Here is a 20,229-nt window from a genome sequence, read left to right on the forward strand (position 1 = left end):
CGAATCTTTTACCCTTTCGCCTTATTGCCTAAGGCGATCCATTGAATCGTTCCTCGCGGTTCCGGTCCCAAGCGCGTACGGAATACGATCAGTTCAGCCTCTTGCGGGCGTTTGTTTCCGAGAACGCAATTGCAGGAAGCATGATCGGACATGGCGATTAAAGTATATGAACTATCGGCAAAAGAGGTGGCGAACGGCACGACAATGCGCATGGACTCTATTCCGCCCTGGAAAGCGAATTCCTGGTTGCCGAATAGTAATCCGATTCCCGGCAATGGGGCAATGACAGGTTGAAAAGATAGTTTCTCCTCGTCCACGCTTCCGTCTGCCAGATGCTCGCCTGTCACGCTGCCACACTCTAGCTTCGCTCCGCCAATGCTGCCATCTGCCAGATGGTCGGCAGTCACGCTGCCATATTCTAGCTTCGCCCCGCTAACGCTGCCGTCTGCCAGATGTTCGCCCGTCACGCTGCCATACTCTAGCCTTGCTCCGCTTATGCTGCCATCCGCCAAATGCTCGCCGGTTACGCTGCCATACTCTAGCTTCGCCCCGCTAACGCTGCCATCTGCCAGATGGTCGGCAGTCACGCTGCCATATTCTAGCTTCGCCCGCTAACGCTGCCGTCTGCCAGATGTTCGCCCGTCACGCTGCCATACTCTAGCCTTGCTCCGCTTATGCTGCCATCCGCCAAATGCTCGCCGGTTACGCTGCCATACTCTAGCTTCGCCCCGCTAACGCTGCCGTCTGCCAGATGTCGCCCGTCACGCTGCCATTCTCCAGCTTCGCTCCGCTAATGCTGCCGTCCGCCAGAAATTCGCCCGTCACGCTGCCATACTCTAGCTTCGCTCCGCCAATGCTGCTGTCTGCCAGATGTTCGCCCGTCACGCTGCCATACTCTAGCCTTGCTCCGCTTATGCTGCCATCCGCCAAATGCTCGCCCGTCACACTGCCATTTTCCAGCTTCGCTCCGCCAATGCTGCCGTCTGCCAGATGTTCGCCCGTCACGCTGCCATACTCTAGCCTTGCTCCGCTTATGCTGCCATCCGCCAAATGCTCGCCCGTCACGCTGCCATTCTCCAGCTTCGCTCCGCTAATGCTGCCGTCCGCCAGAAATTCGCCCGTCACGCTGCCGTACCCTAGCTTCGCTCCGCCTAACGCTGCCGTCTGCCAGATGTCGCCCGTCACGCTGCCATTCTCCAGCTTCGCTCCGCCTAACGCTGCCGTCTGCCAGATGCTCGCCCGTCACGCTGCCATTCTCCAGCTTCGCTCCGCTAATGCTGCCGTCCGCCAGAAATTCGCCCGTCACGGTGCCTTGCTCAAAACCCTTGCTTTCTTCTTGAACCGAGTCGATAGCGGCGACGGCATCTTGCAAGTGATCCAACAGCTCGCGAACGTCCGTTGCAAGCTTTTCTCTGCTTACGCTGCCGTCCACAAGATGTTCTCCCTTGACGGCTAGCGGTTTAATGTGGCTGGAAGTGATCGTTTGTTCCCCTAGGTGATAACCCAGAATGGAACGCGGGATAAGATGCGAGGAACTGACGCTGCGCACGGATAATTTCTCGGCGTTGACCGAACCCGCCGCCAATTGATTCGTGCCAACGCTTCCGTCGCTCAGCTTCCCGCTCACGATCGAACCGTCCGCGAGCTGCTCCGTACCCACGGCCCCTGGAGCCAGCTTCTCGGAACTGACAGCACCGTCCGCCAATCTATCATCGGTGATCGGGTTACCTACAAAAGCTAAAAATCCGGACAATTGGGCTGAAAGATTCTCAACCGCTACGGCACCTTGCGCGAGTTTGTCAGTCGTCACGGAACCGTCCGCCAATTGGATCGAACCGACGCTGCCGTCCGCTAGCTTATCCGCCGTTACCGTGCCGTTCGCAAGCTTCTCGACCGTCACGCTGTCGTCGGCCAGAATATCGGATACGACCGAACCCCGTGCCAATTGTTTCGTTCCGACACCGCCGTCAGCCAGCTTTTCGGAGGTTACCGCGCCATCGCTCAACTTCTCCGAAGATACGGAGCCGTCCGCCAATTTGTCCGTTGTCACCGACCCGTCGGATATTTGACTCGTGCCAACGCTGCTTCCGGCCAATTTATCCGTCGTGACGACGCCATCGATCAGTTTGGCGGTCGATACGCTGTCATCGGCCAATTTATCCTCCGTCACCGATCTTCCCGCTAATTGCTCCGTACCGACGCTGCCGTCCGCCAGCTTATCCGCCGTAACCACTCCGCGCGCAAGCTTCCCGGCCGTCACGCTTCCTTCGTCCAGAAGATCAGCAACGATAGCTCCCGCCGCTAGATGGCTTGTTTCGACGCTGCCGTACGCTAGTTTCGCGGATGTTACCGCGCCGTCCATCAGCTTCTCGGTCGTTATGCTTTCCTCGGCCACTATGGCTGAAGTAACGGATTCTACTGCCAATTGGTACGTATTAACGCTGCCAAATGCAAGCTTCTCGGAGGTCACCGCGCCGTTCGCCAGCTTGCTGCCCGTCACGCTCTCATCCGCTAGAATGTCAGCGTTGACGGAGCCGGCTGCCAATTGACTCGTTCCCACGCTGCCATACGCAAGCTTCGCGTTCGTGACCGCGCCGTCCGCTAGCTTGCCGGACGTTACGCTGTCATCGGCCAATATGTCCATCGTTACCGAATGATACACCAGTTGACTCGTTCCCACGCTGCTGCCTGCAAGCTTATCCGTCGTAACCGCGCCGTCAAGGAGCTTATCCGTCGTTACGCTTCCGTTTTCCAATATGACCGCATTAACCGAACCGGCTGCCAGTTGGCTCGTTCCCACGCTGTCATGCGCTAGCTTGGCGCTCGTTACGGCGCCGTCCGCAAGCTTGCCGGCCGTTACGCTGCCTTCGCCGAGAATATCCGTAATTACCGCTCCTGCAGCCAGCTGGATTGTTCCGATACTGCCGCTCGCAAGCTTTTCACTCGTTACCGCACCTTCGGCAAGCTTCCCGGAAGTGACGCTGCCATCCGCAAGAATATCCGTAACGACCGCGTTCGCCGCCAATTGTCTCGTTCCCACGCTGCCATGCGCGAGCTTTTCCGTCGTAACCGCTCCGTCTTTCAACTTGCCAGCCGTTACGCTGCATTCCCCAAGGATGTCCGCATCGACCGACCCTTCCGCCAGTTGTGTCGTTCCGACGCTTCCGTCGGCAAGTTTTTGACTCGTTACCGCACCTTTGGCAAGCTTTCCGGAAGTGACGCTGCCATCCGCAAGAATATCCGTAACGACCGCGTTCGCCGCCAATTGTCTCGTTCCCACGCTGCCATGCGCTAGCTTTTCCGTCGTAACCGCTCCGTCTTTCAACTTGCCAGCCGTTACGCTGCATTCCCCAAGGATGTCCGCATCGACCGACCCTTCCGCCAGTTGTGTCGTTCCGACGCTGCCGTATTCCAGCTTCGCGTTAGTACCGCGCCGTTGGCAAGCTTTCTCGGTCGTTACGCTCCCGTCGCCGAGAATGTCCGCTCACTACCGACCTTTCCGCAAGCTGCCTCGTTCCGACGCTGCCAACCTCCAGCTTGGCGTTCGTAACCGAGCCGTCGGCAAGCTTTCCGGAAGTGACGCTGCCGTCCCCAAGGATGGCCGTAACGACCGAGCCTTCCGCCAATTGCTTCGTTCCGACTCCCCTATCCGCAAGCTTTTCCGACGTAACCGCCCGATCGACCAGCTTCCCGGACGTTACGCTCCCGTCTCCGAGAATATCCGTAACGACCGAGCTTTCCGCCAATTGTTCCGTTCCGACGCTGCCTTCCGCAAGCTTCTCCGACGTAACCGCGCCATCGTCCAATTTTTCCGTCGTTATGGATTTGTCTTGGAATTTATCCGTCGTTAGGCTGTCGTCGTCGATCTTTTCCGTCGTCACGCTGCCGTTCGCGAGCTTCTCTCTCGAAATCAAGCCGTCGGCGAGCTTATCCTCGGTAATCGATCTGTCTTTAATATGGACAGCGCTAACCGCATTCGGCTCTAATCGTTCGGCATCGATGCGGCGTTCTCCGTTTTTGGCCAATTCGAGCAGATCGGGCGCAAGATGGGAGACGGATACCGTTCCTTTGCGCAGATGGAATCCGTGTACGGACTCGGACTTCAAATGTTTGCCGCTGACGCTTTCGATTTGCAGATGCTCGTTGCCTACGCTGAGAATAGACAATTTCTTGGACGTGACGCTATCGTCCGCCAATTTGCGGGAAGTAATCGCCTGATCCGCGATTGCCGCTTCCTGAACGCTGTTTTTGGCCAGATGCGCGGCATCGACCGCTCCTTCGCGGATATGGTCTTTATCGATTAGATTCGCTTGCAGATGCGAGGATGCGATCGCATGGTCGCCTAAATGGGATTCCTTCACGGATCCGGCTTGGAGCTTGCTGCTGTCGACGCTGTTGGCCGCAAGCTTGCCAACGGTAATGCTGCCGTCGTGGAGATGCATTTCGCGTATGCTCTTTTCGGCGATGTGGATTCCGAGTACCGATTGTTCGGCGATATGCCGGCTCTCGACCGCATTTGAAACCAAGTGCTGCGGTTTGACGGCCCCGTCCGCGATCTTCTCTTTCGTAACCGCGCCTTCCGCCAAGATCGAAGGGGTTACCGCGCCTTCGCTCAAGTGCGACTGTTTAATGGCTTTAGATCTCAAATGCAGGGAAGAAATAGACCCTTCGGCCAATGACCTCCCGGTTACCGCGCCGTCCTGCAAAGCTTTATCGTATACCGCGTTTTCGGACAGCTTGTCGGAAGTAATGCTGTCATCCGCGAGTTTGGCCGTCGTAACCGCCAGATCTGCCAGCTTATCCGTCGACACGCACTCGGGCGACAGCTTTAATGACGTAATCAGATGGTCGGTCAGATGATGCGAGAATACCGCTCGAACGCCGAGTTGGCGTTCTCCTACGGCCCCGGGGGCGATATTCTTCTCCGTCACGGATTCGATTTGCAACGCGGCGGTGCTAACCGACGCATTCCCGATATGAGCGGCCTCCACCGCCCCTTGGCGGATATGGCGGCTGTCCACGGAATCGCTCGCCAGCGCGCTGGCCGAGACAGATTCCGGCGAGAAATGATAAGGTTTAAGAGACCCGTTCGCCAGTTGTTCCGACGTAACGCTTCCCGACGACAGATGCTCCGTCTTTACCGCGAGGGTCGCCAAATTCCGGCTTCCGACGGATTGATCCGCGAGCTTCGCGGAGGTGACCGCTCCATCCGAAATCTGGGAAGCGCCCACCGCTCCATCGGATAGATGAGGGGATTGGATGGCGCTTTTCGCGAGTTGCTTGGCCCCTATGAGTTCCTCCTTCAGATGTTCCCTTCCGACCGCTTGGGCGGATAAATGCCGGCTATCCACGGAACGTTCCGTCAGATGCCGCGATTCGACGATTCCGTCCGCAAGCTTATCGGCTCCAATGCTATTCTTGGCTATATGTCTGGACTGCACGGCGTCGTCGGCGATTTTGCCGGATACGATGCTCTGGTCGGCAACTTTGGTCGAAGTAATCGCATGATCGACCAGCTTAAGCGTAGTAACCGACTGCTCGGCTAACTTGGACGCGATGATCGCTCCGTCAGCCAGATGTTTCGTTTTAACGGCCTCGTCCGCGAGATGGTCGCCCCTTACCACTCCCGCTTGCAGATGTTCGGATAGAACCGCGCCGATCTTTAGCTTGCTTCCCGATACGGACCTCTCGGCCAACTCGCGCGTTCCGACCGATCCGTCTACGAGATGCTCCGCCGCTACGGCGCGCGGAGCCAAATGCTTTCCCTGCAATACTCCGAGAGCTACGTGATCGGCGAGCACGAGTCCTTCCGTCAGATGTTGGGTTTCGATGGCTCCCCGAGCCACTTTATCCTTGGATACCGAACCGTCCCGAAGCTTCGAAGAAGTTACGGACCCGTCAGCCAATTTCGACGTATCTACGCTTTCGTTCGCCAAATTCTCGGTACGAATCGATCCGCTGCGGATTTTCTCCGACGTAATGATCTGGTCTTGCAGCAATTCCGAGGTGATGATAGATAAGTTCAGATGCTTAGCCTGTATGGAGCCTTCGGCGATTTTGTCCGAACTGATCGTTCTGTCCGCAAGCTTCTCCGAAGATACGCTCCCATCGCGCAGTTTCTCGCCCGTTATCGATCGGTCGCGAATTTTCTGGCCGGAGATCGAGTTCTTGGTCAGATGGTCGCCTACGACGGATTCCGAAGCTAACTTCGAGGAAGTAATCGAGCCGTCGGCCAATTTGATAGCCGTAACGGAGAAGTCCGCCAAAGAATTCGTGCCTACCGAATCCGCGGCAAGATGCGTAGCCTTAACCGAGAATGGGGCCAGTTTGTCTCCGGTGACCGCCTCATCCGCAATATCGTCCGTGTACACGATCGGAGACGGACGGTGAGGCATTCTTTTCTCCTCGAGCTTGGTATGTCTGGCTTCCCGGTCCGCTTGCTCCTCCGCCGCGATTTCCTCGATCGCGGGGTCTTCCAGGGGAATGTCGTTGCTCAACATCGCGACCAATTCATCCGTCGATTGCATGCTTTCCGCTTGCAGCGATTCGACGACCGCCGCGACATCCGGCAGTTCGACCGCGGCGGGCAGCTCGATAGACGGAGGTAGAGCTGTTGCTATGGCCACTATTTCTTCGGCTTCCTGCAGCGACGAGACGAACTCGGACAACTGCGGCAATTCCGTCTCGACGGCTACGGGATGACTCGAAACCGCAAAAGATGGCGAGAATGGCTCGCCGTCCGCATTCGAATCGTCTTGATCTTGCTTGTTCTCTGCTTGTTTGTCCGCCGATGGCTTATCCGCGATTGCCGATCCGTGAACGGAAATCTGCTTGGCTTTCTGTTGTTGTATGTCATCCAGCCATTTCAGCTCGAGATTGTTCGGATTATCGACGTAATAAAGCGGCCGGCGCGATCTGGTTGTCTTACTCGCCTGTTTCTTTTTCATATGCCTCTCCTTCCTGATCATCGAAATCTTCAGTATCATATGCATTCACCCATGGGCACGTCACGAGGATGGGCGACTATCCTTAATCAACCTTGGAAAATACGCCGTATTTCCGCTTGTAACCTGTTGCGTTATAATTAAGGAACATTCGTAACTAATGACGAGGGAGCTTGTCCATGAATAAAATCGCGCTCGAACAATCCGGCGAAGGCTGTACCCATTCGGACATTCCGTTGCCGGAAATTAAACAACGGATGATCAACGATACGTCCGCGACCCGCCTTGCCGAAGTGTTCAAGGCTTTGGGCGACCCGACTAGAATCAAGCTGATCGGCGCGCTGCTTCATCAGGAGCTATGCGTGCACGACTTATCCGTTCTGCTCGAAATGGGCCAATCCGCGGTATCCCACCAGTTGCGGTATTTGCGCAACTTAAGAATGGTTAAGCGGAGAAAAAGCGGTAAAACGGTGTTCTATTCCCTCGATGATTCCCATATCGAACAAATTTTCCTGCAAACGCTGCAGCATCTTGAACACGGTTGAACGAAACTGTCTTATAAGCGGCTTACAATCAGTCCATAGGGGCTCCTCTGCGACTAGATGACATGTTAACGGACACTGCCACAAACGCGAAATGGCGGCAGAAGGATTAACCCTGCTGCCGCCATCTTTGCCCTTCATTCCCTTTGAAATTCTAACCACCTCTCCGCGGTATGTCGCCACAGAAAATGGTTCATGACCCTATCTCTCCCCCGAAGCCCCATGTCTCTTCGTTCCGTTTCATTGGCCAACAACTGGCCTATCCGGGAGGATAACTCGCCCGCGATTACGGCGGAATCCGCCGATACAAGATAACCGGTACTGCCGTCGACCACGATTTCTTTCATTCCTCCCGCGTTCGTGGCCACGACGGGAAGCTCGGCCGCCATCGCTTCCAGATTGACGAGGCCGAATGCTTCCCGCCCGATGGAGGGCACGACCGCCACGTCCGCCATAACGAACCAATTCGGAATCTCGTGGTGAGGAACGTAAGGTTGAAAATGAACGTGGTTTTTCCAACGCGCGGCTTGTTTGTATAGACGTTTTACGTATCCCGTCCGAAGATGGGAACCGTATCGGGCGCTGCCGACGATAACGACCATCGCGTTCGGCGCTTGCGCGATAATCGAAGGCAATGCGCTTAACAGATGATGAACGCCTTTCTGCGGAATAAGCCGGCCCACGTAGAGTACGATAGGCCTTCCTCCCCATCCGTGCTTGGAACGCCACCTCTCGCTTATTCCCATTCCTTCTAGCGACGATTTGCCGGGAAACCTTGCCGCATCGACTCCAAGATGGTTCACTTTTATTTTTCCGGCGACTTGGGGGACGCGCGTCTGGATGTAGTTGCGCAGAAACTCGCTATTTACTTGTATATAATCGGCAGCAAGCAAACATCGTTTCCTTTGCAATCGGTTCAAATAAGGGGGATTAATGAAAGTGGTCGAATGTAAATTCAACCAAATCCGACTATGGGGAAAAGACCGTTTAAGCCTCGGAATCCATAAAGGACGATTCTCGACTTGTATGACTTCCGGCCTGATTTTGGCAAGCCTGCCGGATACGAGCTTGAAATATTTGGCTTTGTTTACGGCGGGAAACCTGATGACGGGTACTCCGTTCAAGCTTCTGTTGGCGGGAATCCGTTTGCCCAGCCGCCCGTAGATCGTTGCGCTGACATGAGGAATTAGCTCGGGGACAACCTTCTCCACTACGCGTTCGACGGAACCTCCCATCGCCGAAGGAATCGGGAAAGCTCCGGGAGTGATGAAAGCGGCTCTTAGCATCGTCATATTCTCCTTACCGGCCAATCTCGGCTATCTTGACAACATATTAGGAGGGCCGGCGAATGGACACGGCTTCTACCCCCGAAATGACGACTATTGCACTTTAGGCACCGATGTGTCACAATTCACGGGAATGTATTTTACGATAAAGGAGTGCTCGGCCGCATGACTCGTTGGCTGCTGCGCATGATGACGGAACTGTCTTCACGCAAATTCGTGTCCCGCATGACGGGACGTTTCGCTAAATCTTCCTTAAGCCGCAGATGGATTCCCCGCTTTGCGGCCATGTACAAAATTCCGGTGGAAGAAGCGGAAAAAAAGCTGGAGGATTATCGTTCCCTGAACGACTTTTTCACGCGGAGACTTAAACCGGGCAAACGGCCGATCGATCAAACGGCCGGCGCGCTAGTCAGTCCCGTCGACGCTAAGATCACCGGCTGCGGCGTGATCAAGGACGGAATGATCCTGCAAGTCAAAGGCCAAGACTACACGGTGGAGGAGCTGCTTAACGGCTCGCCGCGCCTGTCCCAATATCTTAACGGTTATTACTGGGTACTCTATTTAAGCCCGACGGACTATCATCGGATCCACTCCCCTTGCGAGGGCGAGATCGTGGAAACCGAACATATTCCCGGCCGCGTGTATCCCGTTAACGAATTCGGCCTGACATCCATGCGACGCGTCCTTTCCCGCAACGAAAGATTGGTCACTTACGTCCGCAACGACATTGGCGAAGTCGCCGTCGTTAAGGTCGGAGCCTTGAACGTGAGCAGCATTAAATTCGTCGAGCCCATGCCGCATATGCTGGAACGCGGCGACGAGCTCGCTTATTTCGAATTCGGCTCAACGATCGTCCTGCTTACGGAAGACGGAACGCTTAACCCGCGCTCGGATCTCAAGACCGGAGACAAAGTCCGGATGGGCGAGAAGCTCGGCACTTTAATAACGGATAAATAAACGACAAAGCTCGTCCGACCGGCTCTTAGCCAACGGACGAGCTTCTTTTATTAATCAACGGATTTCCGATGGGCTTTTGCCCGTATACTGCTTGAATTGCCGGCTAAAGAAGAAAATATCCCGGTACCCCAGCGCGTCCGCGACTTCCGTCACGTTCATCCCGGCATGCATAAGCAGGTGCTGCGCCCGTTCGATTCTTGTCCGGATCATATAGGTTTGCACGGACATGCCGATCAGTTCCTTGAATTTGATCGAAAAATATCTCGAGGAAAGTCCCGCCCGTTTCCCTAGATCGTCCACGCGATGCACGATACCGGGATGCTGCTGAATATAATTGGCCACTTCGCGAATGCTCTCCGTCAGCTGGTTGCTCGCTTTGCGTTCGACCGGTTCCTCCCGGTCGTAGCGAAGCAGGTGGATGATCAGTTGCTTCAGGATCAATTGGGCTTCTATCTCCGCGGCATATGTGCGGACTAGAAACAATCGTACGTATTTCGCGAGCATATGCTCGAAATCGAACGTGTCCTCCAATTCCCGATAGGGCTCGGGAATATGGTCGATCTGCTCCGACACGTCAAAATGGATATAAGTGAGCACAAGCGGCTTCTGCGGGTTGTGGGTGGCGCTTGTATGATCTCCGGGACGGAACAGGAAGCAACTGCCTTTGCCCAGCGTATACGGCTTGCCGTTAAGGAACAGTTCCCCTTCCCCGCTCCATACGTAGAAAATATCGAAATTCGCTAGCGGCTTCTCTCGTTTCTGCCACTTCCATCCGGGTTCGCAGGAAATCTTGGCGAACGAAGGAAGCAAGACGAATGACGAGGGTGATAAATCAAGCATGAACGGTTCCTCCTTGCCCTTGATTGGAGTCGATCAATCCTAACATTCGCGCAGCCTGGCAGATCAGCTCGATGCCTTCCTCGATCCGATTTTCATCCAGATGCGCAAAACCGAATAATGCCGAATGTCGAATCGGCGCGGACGTATTCCCTTTACCAGTATCATACCTAGCCCCGTCTCTCCAAGTCACGCCTTTTTTTTCGCATGCCTCCGCCAATCGATCGTATTCTTCCGCCGTTTTTCTCCATTTGGCATACACATGCAGTCCCGCGTCCGACGGGATGACCTCGAACAAATCCGCTAGTTGCCTCGTCATGTCCGATCGCAACTTGTTTTCCAACTTGCCGAATATTCTGCGTATCCTGCGCATGTGCCGGTCATATCCTCCTTCCGACATCCAATTGGCTAGCGCCAACTGTTCGACGATACCCGTCGGATGAGGATCGTATAAATTTTTGGCCGCTATGAACGGCTGTACGAGTTCTTTGGGAACGACGGCATAGCCAATGCGGACGCCTACGCTCATAGAGCGGGAGAACGTTCCGATATAGACAACCCGGCCTTCCCCGTCCAACGCTTTGAGCGGTTCGATCGGACGGCCTCCCCAGCGAAAGTCGCTGTCGTAGTCGTCCTCGATGATCCACGCGTTGCTTCGGGAAGCCCATGCGAGCAACGCGCGTCTGCGCTCGTAGCTGAGCACCGCTCCGGTCGGAAATTGCCGGGTCGGCGTGACGAATAGAAGCTGCGCGTCCCAGTCGTGCGGGACGATGCCGCTGCCATCGATACTCTCCGCGATGACGCTGGCGCCGGTGGCGTGCACCGCCCGTTGAATTCCCGTATAACAGGGATTTTCGATTACCGCCGTTTTTCCCTTTTCCAACAATAGCTGGGTGAGTAACGTAATGGCTTGCATCGAACCTGCCGTAATAATGATGTCTTCGGCGTCGCAAGCGATTCCCCGATCCCGCCGCAACCGGCTGGCGATCGCCTGGCGCAGCGTTAAGCTGCCTTCCGTCGAATGTCCGGTCCCCCGGTCCGAACCGAGTTTCTTCCACTGCAGCGCGACTTCCGCCTTCCATTCCATCTTAGGGAACCAGTCGCCGATTCCTTCCGGCACGAAAGAGAGCGGCTCTTCGGCAATCGATTCCGACCGTCTGCAAGCCGCAGGATGCGATTCCATTAAACGACGGCCCCATTCCGTTAACTCCGGAGCTGCCATCGGAAATCTTCCATCGTCGGCTTTTGCGTCCCGTCCCGGCTGCTCCCATCCCGAGACGAACGTCCCTTGCCCGACTCCCGACTGCACGAATCCTTCCGCGGTCAGCATTTCATAGGCCAAGCTGACGCTTCCGCGCGACAACTCGTACAATGCGGCAAGCTGCCGGGTAGACGGCAATTTCTCGCCCGGAGCCAGCCTTCCTTCGGTAATGGCTTCGCGAATGGCCAAGTACAGCGCCAGATGCTTGCTGCCGCACTCCTCAAGCTTAACGGAGTAGGCAAAAGGACTATTCAAACGATTCACCCCGACTGTAATGGACTAGTCATTTTAATGTAAATTGGATCTTTTCCCTTGTCAATAATAGCCTTACACTAAATCTCAATCTAAGATCGGAGGCGCAAGCATATGAGAAGAAAAGAGTTTCAAGTATCGGAACCCGAGCTATGCGAACAATTTCTTAAGGAGCTGAACGACGGCGTGCTCTCGTTTACTGGGGCGGACGGCTGGCCTAAGGCGGTTCCGCTCAATTACGTGTATCATAACGAATCGATTTATTTCCATGGCAGCAAAAAGGGCGAGAAAATGTCCGGACTAGACCATGATCCGCGGGCGGAATTCGTCGCTTACCAAGCGCATGCGTTCATCCCTTCGTATTTCTCCGATCCGTATTTGGCATGTCCGGCGACCGTATACTTCCGTTCCGTGCGTATCCGGGGCAGCGTTGCCCAAGTAGAGGATGCCGAGGAAAAAGCCGCCGTGTTGGCCGCTTTGTTGAAGGCGATGCAGCCCGAGGGCGGGCACGCCCCGATCGACGCGTCCGATCCGCGCTACCAATCCTCTCTGCGAGGAGTAGCCGTCCTCCGGCTTGATCCGGTCGAGATGTCGGGAAAGTTCAAATTCGGCCAAAATTTATCGGATAAAAGCAGGGGACAAGTCATAGAACACTTAACCGAACGCAACCTTCCGGGGGATCCCGATACGATAATGCGCATGCGCGGCAGCGCTTTAAAGTGTCCAATCGGCGACTCCTAGAATATTCCTTGTCTTTTTTCGGTCAATGCGACCGATTTCAATGACTCTCCCCCGTCAATAGTGTATAATATCACCTAATGAATATTGGAAGGATGGAAGTCATGAACCCTCTTGCCCAGCAGTTGAACGAAACACTTACCAGAGACAATCCGCATGTCGCCGAGATGCTTTCCGGTTTAGGAAAAGCTCTCTACATGCCCAAGCTTGGCATTCTAAGCCAATCTGCTGAAGCGAAGCAAAAGGCGAACCTCTATAACGCCACGATCGGGATTGCCACGGAGAACGGTATTCCGATGCACCTTGACGTCATTCAAGAAACGTTGTCCGCTTACGAGCCTAAGGACATTTACGAATATGCCCCTCCCGGAGGGAAACCCGAGCTTCGTACGGTATGGCGCGAGAAGATGTTCGTGGAGAATCCGTCCGTCGTGGGTAAAAATATTAGTTTACCGGTTGTCACCAACGCTTTGACGCACGGTTTGAGCATCGTCTCCGACCTGTTCGCCGACGTTGGCGATGCCGTTATCGTACCCGAGAAAAACTGGGAAAACTATGAATTGACGTTCAGCATCCGCCGTGGTGCTGAAATGGTTTACTATCCGCTGTACAACGAGGACAACCGCTTTAACTCCGCAGGCTTGCGCGAGTCTCTGCTGGCGCAGAAAGAACGAGGCAAAGCGATCGTCCTGCTTAACTTCCCTATCAATCCAACCGGCTATACGCCGGACGCGGAAGAAGGACGCGAGATCGTCACGGCTATCCGCGATGCTGCCGAAGCCGGCATCAATGTGGTAGCGGTGACGGATGACGCTTACTTCGGCTTATTTTTCGAAGACTCCTTGCAGGAATCGCTCTTCGGCCAGCTTAACGGCTTGCACGAGCGCGTGCTCGCGGTCAAAGTGGACGGAGCGACGAAAGAAGAGTACGTATGGGGCTTCCGCGTCGGATTTATCACTTACGGCGGATTGACGGATGCAAGCTTGGCGGCATTGGAGCACAAGACGATCGGATGCATCCGCGCTACGATCTCCAGCGGGCCTCACCCCTCGCAGACGTTTATCCTTCGCGCGCTGAAGTCGGATAAGTTCAAAGCCCAGAAGGAAGAGAAGTTCAACATCATGAAGGGCCGCGCCAACAAAGTGAAGCAATTGCTCGACAGCGGCAAATACGGTAACGAGGAATTTACTTATTATCCGTTTAACTCCGGCTACTTCATGTGTCTTAAGCTGTTCAACGTAGATGCCGAAGCCGTTCGCCAGCGTTTGCTGAACGCATACGGCGTCGGAACGATCGCGCTCGGCACGACCGACCTGCGTGTCGCCTTCTCTTGCATCGAGGAAGTAAACCTCGAAGACCTGTTCGACCGGATCTATCAAGCCGTTCTTGATGTTAAAGGCGGCAAAGCATAAACGGAATCTCAAAAAGGCTGGCAGAGAGAATGAACTCCTCTCTGCCAGCCTTTCTTCGTGGAGACTCCCGCGCTTTATCGCCGCGAAGTTCGGTTTCACCGAACTGCTCAGCGCTTCCTACATCTCGTCCTCGTCGACGAACTTGGCGATTTTCCGGGGAATCCACCATCCGCACCACAATAGTCCGGCCGCGAGCAATGGCAGCCAAGTTTCCAGATGGATCGCCTCCGCCAAACCTCCGCCGGCGGCATCCGCGCTTGCGCCTTCCCCAATACCCGCAGCACCCCATCCGAACGTCAGCATCCCTATCAATCCGAGCAGCAACGCGACACCTAGCCCCGCAGTCCGTGCGACGGCCGCTGCCCCCGCCAGCCGATTTTCCGCCGCGATCGGCACGGTCGCCGCGGTCTCGACGAACCTTACCCTTCGCAACTCGCTTAATTGCAATCCGCTGACTAGAATGGCGATTCCGTATATTACCGCATCGGCCAAACTATTTCCGGTCACGATCAGCACGATGCCTGCCAATATGACCCAACGCCATAACGCTCCGAACGTCTCCCCGCGCAAGAATACTTTGGCATACAGGTAATGCCAAGCCCGGCTATGCTGCCACGGCAAGAAGTCCGCTGCCCAGGCAATCCACTTCCGGCGCGCAGGCTTGGCCGTTTCCGAGGGCACGTCCACGAACCAGCCGAGGAAAGCCATCCAACGACGGCGTACCGCGGCCTCTTCGTCGATGAGCCTCTCCCAAGGGAGGGCATGCCGCGCGGGAATTCGCCAAAGCAATGCGACGATCGCCATGCACGACAGCATAAGAGGAATCGCCAGCGCTAAAGTCTTTAGCAATAACGCCGCGACGGTAAGAAACGTCAGCGACCACCTGACGAGCTTCAATCCAAGCCTCCACGAGCGGGCGGCCGGTTGGCGTTCTCTCCATCCGCCGTATACGTTACAGCCGGCGATAAGCGCGAATAGCGCTCCCAACGCGCCTAATGGATGAGTATCCGCTAGATATGCCGTATCCGGCGAGCGAGAATATATAGGCCAAAATAATAGAAACAACGCCAGCGTTCGCAGAACGGCCGTTACGATCGCGTTCCGCAAGGCCGGGTTAATATAGAAGCTTAGCAAACGGCTCTCCATCGGCAACAGAAATACGGAATCGGCAGGCCGAAAATAGGAGCGAAGAGGAGCTCGAACCGAAGCCAGAGAAATAATCGCGACTCCGACGATCTCGACGGGCCATCCCTCGGGAACCGCTTTAATGAAGCCCACGTACCAAATCAATGCGGTGAAGAAGATCGCGGAAGCGAATAAACCGAAGCCGCTTTGGAACACGTAACGAAAATGCGGAACGATCTCTTGGCGGAAAGCTGCGGCGCGGCTTCGGCGAAGAGACCGCATAAAGCCGATTTGCTCTTCTTGACTCGTCTCACGCACGCGGTTGTCCACCTTCCGCCGCCAGAACTAACGATTCGAACGCATCGTCCATCGTCGAATCGGGATCGGTGCAGCCCGCTTGCGCCTTCACTTCCCGAGGCGTTCCTTCCGCTATGATTCGCCCTCTGTGCAACACCACGAGCCGATTCGCCTTGCGTTCCAGCGCCGGCAATATATGAGAGCTCAACAAGATCGCGCATCCCTCCGCGCGAACCTCGTCGAGAGCCGCCAATAGCCCTCGAATCGCCAACGGATCCAATCCAAGGAACGGCTCGTCGATAATGAGCAACGGGGGCTTGACTAGCAGCGCGTTCATCAGCATAACCTTCTGCTTCATCCCTTTGGATAACGTATCCGGCAAAGCATTCAACGCTTCCGTCATCCGGAACGTGACCGCCAGTTCCTCCATCCTGGATGTCGCCTTCGACTGCTCCATGCGATAGGCCATAGCCATCCATTGCAGATGCTCTTTCACCGTCAAGTTCGGGAACAAAGACGGCTGTTCGGGAACGTAAGCCGTTGATGAACGATAGAGGTCGCGATTTTCCTCGAGCGTCGCTCCCGCAACCCTAACTTCGCCGCTATGAGGCACCATAAGCCCTAGAATATGTTTAATCGTCGTGCTTTTCCCCGCGCCGTTTAAGCCGATCAAGCCGACCATCTCACCCGGATTGACGGTGATCGACACCTTGTGCAGCACGGGTCTTCGTTGGCTATAACCGCCCGTTAGCTCTATCATTTTCAGCGCGGGCACCGCACTGCTGCTTAGCTCTAAAGCCACTTCGAATCCCCTCCATAACGCCCCAGCTTTTCCCTCTATTATACCGGGCGAGGGTGCTGCGCACAAAGAGAAGCGCCATAACGCGATTATGTAGTAAAGTTCGTATGGTCGATTCTGGAATGGACTTCGACGCTGAACGTCGTTCTAGGATAGATTTCGTTCCATTTATCCTTTACCTTTTTCCAATGCTTAGGATATTTTCGATGCATGCGTTCCTTAATCCCCAGTAAATCCGAATTTTTCTTTTGCGAGAAAGCAATGAATCGCTCGACGGCATCCGAAATCGACTTGTTCAGTTCTTTTTCCCACTCTTCGATCGAGGATAGCGTCACCTCCCGAGTCTCGCACTGGACGCTGGCCAAATTCAAATCCGCATTGATTTCGATGTGGACCTTCGGGTTCCCGTCTGCGTCCAAACCGATTTTCACCCGGCTATTGCTGCTAGTATTCTCGAAAGCGATCATCTGATTCGGGCCGCACGGTATCGTCTCGACGGAACCGCTCAAGCTGCCCATCGCCCGATAGAACCCTTTCGTTTCCTTGGACTTCATTAGCCCGACAAGCCGATCCTTATCGAATGCATATATCCCTATGGTCTTTAGCAGCTTTTTTTTCTTGGCGCTAGGGTCTTCCAGCAATTGAACGGCAGGGACGTGAATGTCCGTATCTTCGTTAATCAAATGGTCATACACGTCGATCAACGTCTTTTCTTCGGTCAACGCCGTGTTTTCCCCGCCCTCCGACAACCCCCTCAAAGCCTGCGAAGTGATCGTCGCGTTCGGCATGGTCGCTTCCAGCACATCTGATGCTTTGTCTTCCGTCACATAGATTAACGTGGAGTTCCGGAACTCCCTCAACCTCCTTAAAGCCATAATATGCTTGCCGATGCCTTGTTCGGCTACGGCTTTGTTGAACACGACGACCGTAGCATGTCCCCATAATAGCGACCGATCGGACTTCGTCCTCATGAGCCGGGCCGCTTCGAAAAGGCTGCTTCCTTCTCCCGATAAGTAAAACGTTCGTTCTTGCATCCCTTTAGGCTGCTGGCCGCTTGAGGACAGCAAGGAAATTTCCGCCGTGAGTTTAATCCCGTTATTCCGCCCCGCATCGATGCCGACGGTATGTACGATATGCAACTGATTCAGTTCCATGCCCCCCTTGCATCCCGAGTTCAACAAACATGCGCCGATCGCGAAAATGATAAGCCCCATCCTGGCATTCATCTTGTCTTGCCTCGATATCGGTTATTGTTCATTGCGCGGAATAGGCTCGGCCGTTTGTTGCGGCTCGTGCTCGGGCGGCGTACGACCACGTCGGTCATCTCGCTCATATCGAAGGGAGCGGCAGGCCCGAGATAGGGGACTCCGAAAGACCGTAGCGAAGCTAAGTAAGTCAACAGCATAATTATTCCGACTGTAATGCCAACATAGCCCAGCAGGGAAGCAAGAATAGTCATCCCGAATTGGAGGGCACGAATAACGTAGTTCATCGTTGTCGGCGGCAACGTGAAGGTGCAAATTCCCGTCAACGCCGCAACGATGACCATTATCGGCGATACGATGCCGGCTTGCACGGCAGCTTGTCCCAATATGAGAGCCCCGACGATGCTAACGGCTTGTCCCACTTGCTTCGGCATGCGAATACCCGCTTCGCGCATGATCTCGAAAGCGAGCATCATGGCCGTGCTTTCGACCACCGCCGGAAAGGGAACCGGTTCTTTGGCCGCCGCGATGCTCTGCAACAACGGGGTCGGAACCAATTCGTGGTGGAAGGTTACGGTTGCCACGTAGAATGCCGGCAGAAACATGCCGATTAGTCCGCAGAATAACCGAAGAACGCGCATGGCGGAACCGATGTAATAGTTCCAAGAGTAGTCCTCGCTTACTTGGAAAGCCTGCAAAAATACGAACGGCAGCAGCAGCACGAACGGAGTACCTTGGACAAATACGGCAATTCTTCCATCCAGCAACGCTCCGACGACCCGATCGGGTCGTTCGGTCGATTCGATAAGAGGAAACATCGTCCCTCGATTATCCGTGATCCATTCCTCGATGTCATTGCTGCGCAATACCGCGTCTTCCGATATTTCTCCGATTCTGCGGTGTACTTCTCCGAGAATGGCCGCGTTCGTAATCCCTCCGACGGAAAGAATCGCAATCGTGGTCTTGCTTAAGTACCCGCAGTTCCGAAATTCGACTCTCAAGCTAGGCGCGCGAAAATGAAATCGGACTAATGCTAAGTTATTGAACAAGGATTCGGTAAACCCGCTCCTCGGACCCTTTACGGTTGCTTCGCTCGGAGGCTCGTCCACGTTGCGCAGCTGTACGCCCATCGTATCTATCGCAACGCCGTATGCAGGCTCCTTGAAGAGCAATACCGTCATTCCCGACACGAGGCAATCGGCTACTTCCTCGATGGAGCTTAGTTTGGAATCCGTGCGAAAAGCCGGAAACAACGGCTTGTCTTCCAAGTACAGTACGAGCGTCTGCTCAAGCCTTCGGGTGTCGGTTAATCCTTCTAGATAACAGACCGTTATGGCCTTTCCATGTCCATTGGAAGTATCCGACATGACTAAATCTTCCGTGCCTTGCATCCTTTGAAGTAACGCCCGCTTGTTCACAGCCGCGTCATCGGACAAAACCGTTCGTTTCCCGTTCATGAGTTCACCCGCCTGTTGTGGCTATCTTTTCTTATAAGCGCAACCATAAGCAGCAGACTCGGAGCGAATAGCTGGAACGATAAGAAGTACAAAGCCTGTTTGTCGTAAAAGCTGGCCAGCTCGATTAAACCCCACACTTTGTACTTGGAACATAGAACGAATCCGCATGCCAACGGCAAGAGAAACAAGCGGGGCTTGCGGATTCGCAGCACCTCCTTAAGACCTTGAACCGCTGCCCAGAAATAAACGGTAATTTTGACGAACGAGCTCATGACCCACACGGCGACGAGCGCCGCATCGAACCTTTCGATATTGCGAAACAACTTAATGTTCTGGATTAAGCTTACGATGGGATAAGTGAACGTTTCGGTCGCCCGCGCGCCGAACAGCATTGTACAGGAGAGAACGGACAAGAGCATGAGAAGCGTAGTAATCCCGACTGCCCCGGTCGCGTACGCCGTCGTCCTTTTGGTTTTGCGCACATGCTGAATAACCATGGATATGCACATCAGATCTCCGAACCAAGAGCCGGAGAGGATCAGGCCGTTAAGAGGTTTAATCATTCCTTCCTCCAATACGGGGAGCAAATATTCGGGGCTATACTGGTTGACCAACAGCAAATAGATGGCCAGAAACGTAATAGCCGTAACGAAGAAAATAATTTCCGACACGCGCGCGAAAACTTCCAGACCATGATAGACCGCATAAAGACACATAACGGCTCCAGCGACCAAGTACCAAGTTTGAGGAGTGACGGGATTGAGCGCGATAGTAAAAAACTGGGCGAATTCCCTCAATACCCACGAAGTAATATCCAAGAAGTAAAAGGCGAAAGCCAATGCGAGCACGCCTCCGAGCAAAGGCCCAAGCAGATGCATGCAAAGCTTGATCAGGCTTTTGTCCGGGTGCAGGCGGTTCAACCATAAGAAAACGAATACGTTCAACAATCCGACCGCCCCTCCGGCCAGAACCAAATACCAAGAATTCCGTTCCGCATAACGGGCTAACGTCGCAGGGGCGTACAGACTCGATGTTCCTAACGAGGAGATCACGATCAAAGACATCAATTGTATATTGCTGACTGTAATCCGCCGTTCCATATCGTTCCTTCCTTTCC

The 20,229-nt window shown here is 54.7% G+C and carries 16 protein-coding genes; 4 read left to right on the plus strand and 12 right to left on the minus strand.

Annotated elements, in window-relative coordinates; translation table 11 throughout:
- Positions 1-8: 8 nt before the first annotated feature.
- From FPL14_RS06080 to FPL14_RS06095, 4 genes are all read right to left on the minus strand, one after another.
- Positions 9-587, minus strand: coding sequence for a WIAG-tail domain (locus FPL14_RS06080; RefSeq protein ID WP_182302172.1), 579 nt, complete (start codon positions 585-587; stop codon positions 9-11).
- A 130-nt stretch (positions 588-717) separates the two neighbouring features.
- Positions 718-1,185 (minus strand): hypothetical protein, encoded by a 468-nt coding sequence (locus tag FPL14_RS06085; RefSeq protein ID WP_182302173.1) that lies wholly within the window; start codon positions 1,183-1,185, stop codon positions 718-720.
- Positions 1,091-3,325: an autotransporter outer membrane beta-barrel domain-containing protein gene (locus FPL14_RS06090; RefSeq protein WP_182302174.1), complete on the minus strand. Its 2,235-nt coding sequence runs from the start codon at positions 3,323-3,325 to the stop codon at positions 1,091-1,093. Before FPL14_RS06090 ends, FPL14_RS06085 begins: the two co-directional genes overlap by 95 nt.
- A gap of 97 nt (positions 3,326-3,422) precedes the next feature.
- Positions 3,423-6,947, minus strand: a complete 3,525-nt coding sequence (locus FPL14_RS06095) for a hypothetical protein (protein WP_182302175.1) — start codon at positions 6,945-6,947, stop codon at positions 3,423-3,425.
- Between the two features lie 176 nt (positions 6,948-7,123).
- On the opposite strand from FPL14_RS06095, the gene FPL14_RS06100 reads away from it, so the two are divergent.
- The gene (locus FPL14_RS06100) at positions 7,124-7,489 is read left to right on the plus strand and encodes an ArsR/SmtB family transcription factor (RefSeq protein ID WP_182302176.1); all 366 of its coding nucleotides are present in this window, start codon (positions 7,124-7,126) and stop codon (positions 7,487-7,489) included.
- Positions 7,490-7,623: 134 nt separating this feature from the next.
- Here the strand turns inward: FPL14_RS06100 and FPL14_RS06105 are convergent, their stop codons facing one another.
- Positions 7,624-8,772, minus strand: a complete 1,149-nt coding sequence (locus tag FPL14_RS06105; RefSeq protein ID WP_229263801.1) for a glycosyltransferase family 4 protein — start codon at positions 8,770-8,772, stop codon at positions 7,624-7,626.
- 165 nt (positions 8,773-8,937) lie between these two features.
- Between FPL14_RS06105 and asd the strand changes: the two genes are divergently transcribed.
- Positions 8,938-9,729, plus strand: a complete 792-nt coding sequence (asd, locus tag FPL14_RS06110; RefSeq protein WP_182302178.1) for an archaetidylserine decarboxylase — start codon at positions 8,938-8,940, stop codon at positions 9,727-9,729.
- Between the two features lie 54 nt (positions 9,730-9,783).
- Here the strand turns inward: asd and FPL14_RS06115 are convergent, their stop codons facing one another.
- Complete coding sequence (locus tag FPL14_RS06115) at positions 9,784-10,569, minus strand: helix-turn-helix domain-containing protein (RefSeq protein ID WP_182302179.1); 786 nt, start codon at positions 10,567-10,569, stop codon at positions 9,784-9,786.
- Positions 10,562-12,082 (minus strand): MocR-like pyridoxine biosynthesis transcription factor PdxR, encoded by a 1,521-nt coding sequence (gene pdxR, locus FPL14_RS06120; RefSeq protein ID WP_182302180.1) that lies wholly within the window; start codon positions 12,080-12,082, stop codon positions 10,562-10,564. Before pdxR ends, FPL14_RS06115 begins: the two co-directional genes overlap by 8 nt.
- Positions 12,083-12,193: 111 nt before the next feature.
- Here pdxR and FPL14_RS06125 point away from each other — a divergent pair, with 111 nt between their 5' ends.
- Entirely contained in the window at positions 12,194-12,820 is a 627-nt protein-coding gene (locus tag FPL14_RS06125) for a pyridoxamine 5'-phosphate oxidase family protein (RefSeq protein ID WP_182302181.1), read from the plus strand.
- A 101-nt stretch (positions 12,821-12,921) separates the two neighbouring features.
- Entirely contained in the window at positions 12,922-14,229 is a 1,308-nt protein-coding gene (locus FPL14_RS06130) for an aminotransferase class I/II-fold pyridoxal phosphate-dependent enzyme (protein ID WP_182302182.1), read from the plus strand.
- 117 nt (positions 14,230-14,346) lie between these two features.
- On the opposite strand, the gene FPL14_RS06135 is transcribed toward FPL14_RS06130, so the two are convergent.
- The 5 genes from FPL14_RS06135 to FPL14_RS06155 all read right to left on the minus strand — a co-directional run bounded on the left by FPL14_RS06135 (position 14,347) and on the right by FPL14_RS06155 (position 20,212).
- Positions 14,347-15,672: an ABC transporter permease gene (locus FPL14_RS06135; RefSeq protein ID WP_182302183.1), complete on the minus strand. Its 1,326-nt coding sequence runs from the start codon at positions 15,670-15,672 to the stop codon at positions 14,347-14,349.
- A complete protein-coding gene (locus FPL14_RS06140) occupies positions 15,665-16,411 on the minus strand; it encodes an ABC transporter ATP-binding protein (RefSeq protein ID WP_182303873.1) in 747 nt (248 codons plus the stop codon). The genes FPL14_RS06135 and FPL14_RS06140 overlap by 8 nt, the downstream gene beginning before the upstream one ends.
- A gap of 128 nt (positions 16,412-16,539) precedes the next feature.
- Positions 16,540-17,676 (minus strand): Ger(x)C family spore germination protein, encoded by a 1,137-nt coding sequence (locus FPL14_RS06145; RefSeq protein WP_182302184.1) that lies wholly within the window; start codon positions 17,674-17,676, stop codon positions 16,540-16,542.
- Positions 17,673-19,112: a spore germination protein gene (locus FPL14_RS06150; protein WP_182302185.1), complete on the minus strand. Its 1,440-nt coding sequence runs from the start codon at positions 19,110-19,112 to the stop codon at positions 17,673-17,675. The genes FPL14_RS06145 and FPL14_RS06150 overlap by 4 nt, the downstream gene beginning before the upstream one ends.
- Positions 19,109-20,212, minus strand: coding sequence for a GerAB/ArcD/ProY family transporter (locus tag FPL14_RS06155; RefSeq protein WP_182302186.1), 1,104 nt, complete (start codon positions 20,210-20,212; stop codon positions 19,109-19,111). The genes FPL14_RS06150 and FPL14_RS06155 overlap by 4 nt, the downstream gene beginning before the upstream one ends.
- Positions 20,213-20,229 lie beyond the last annotated feature (17 nt).

This window comes from Cohnella cholangitidis (assembly GCF_014107495.1).
GTDB lineage: Bacteria > Bacillota > Bacilli > Paenibacillales > Paenibacillaceae > Cohnella > Cohnella cholangitidis.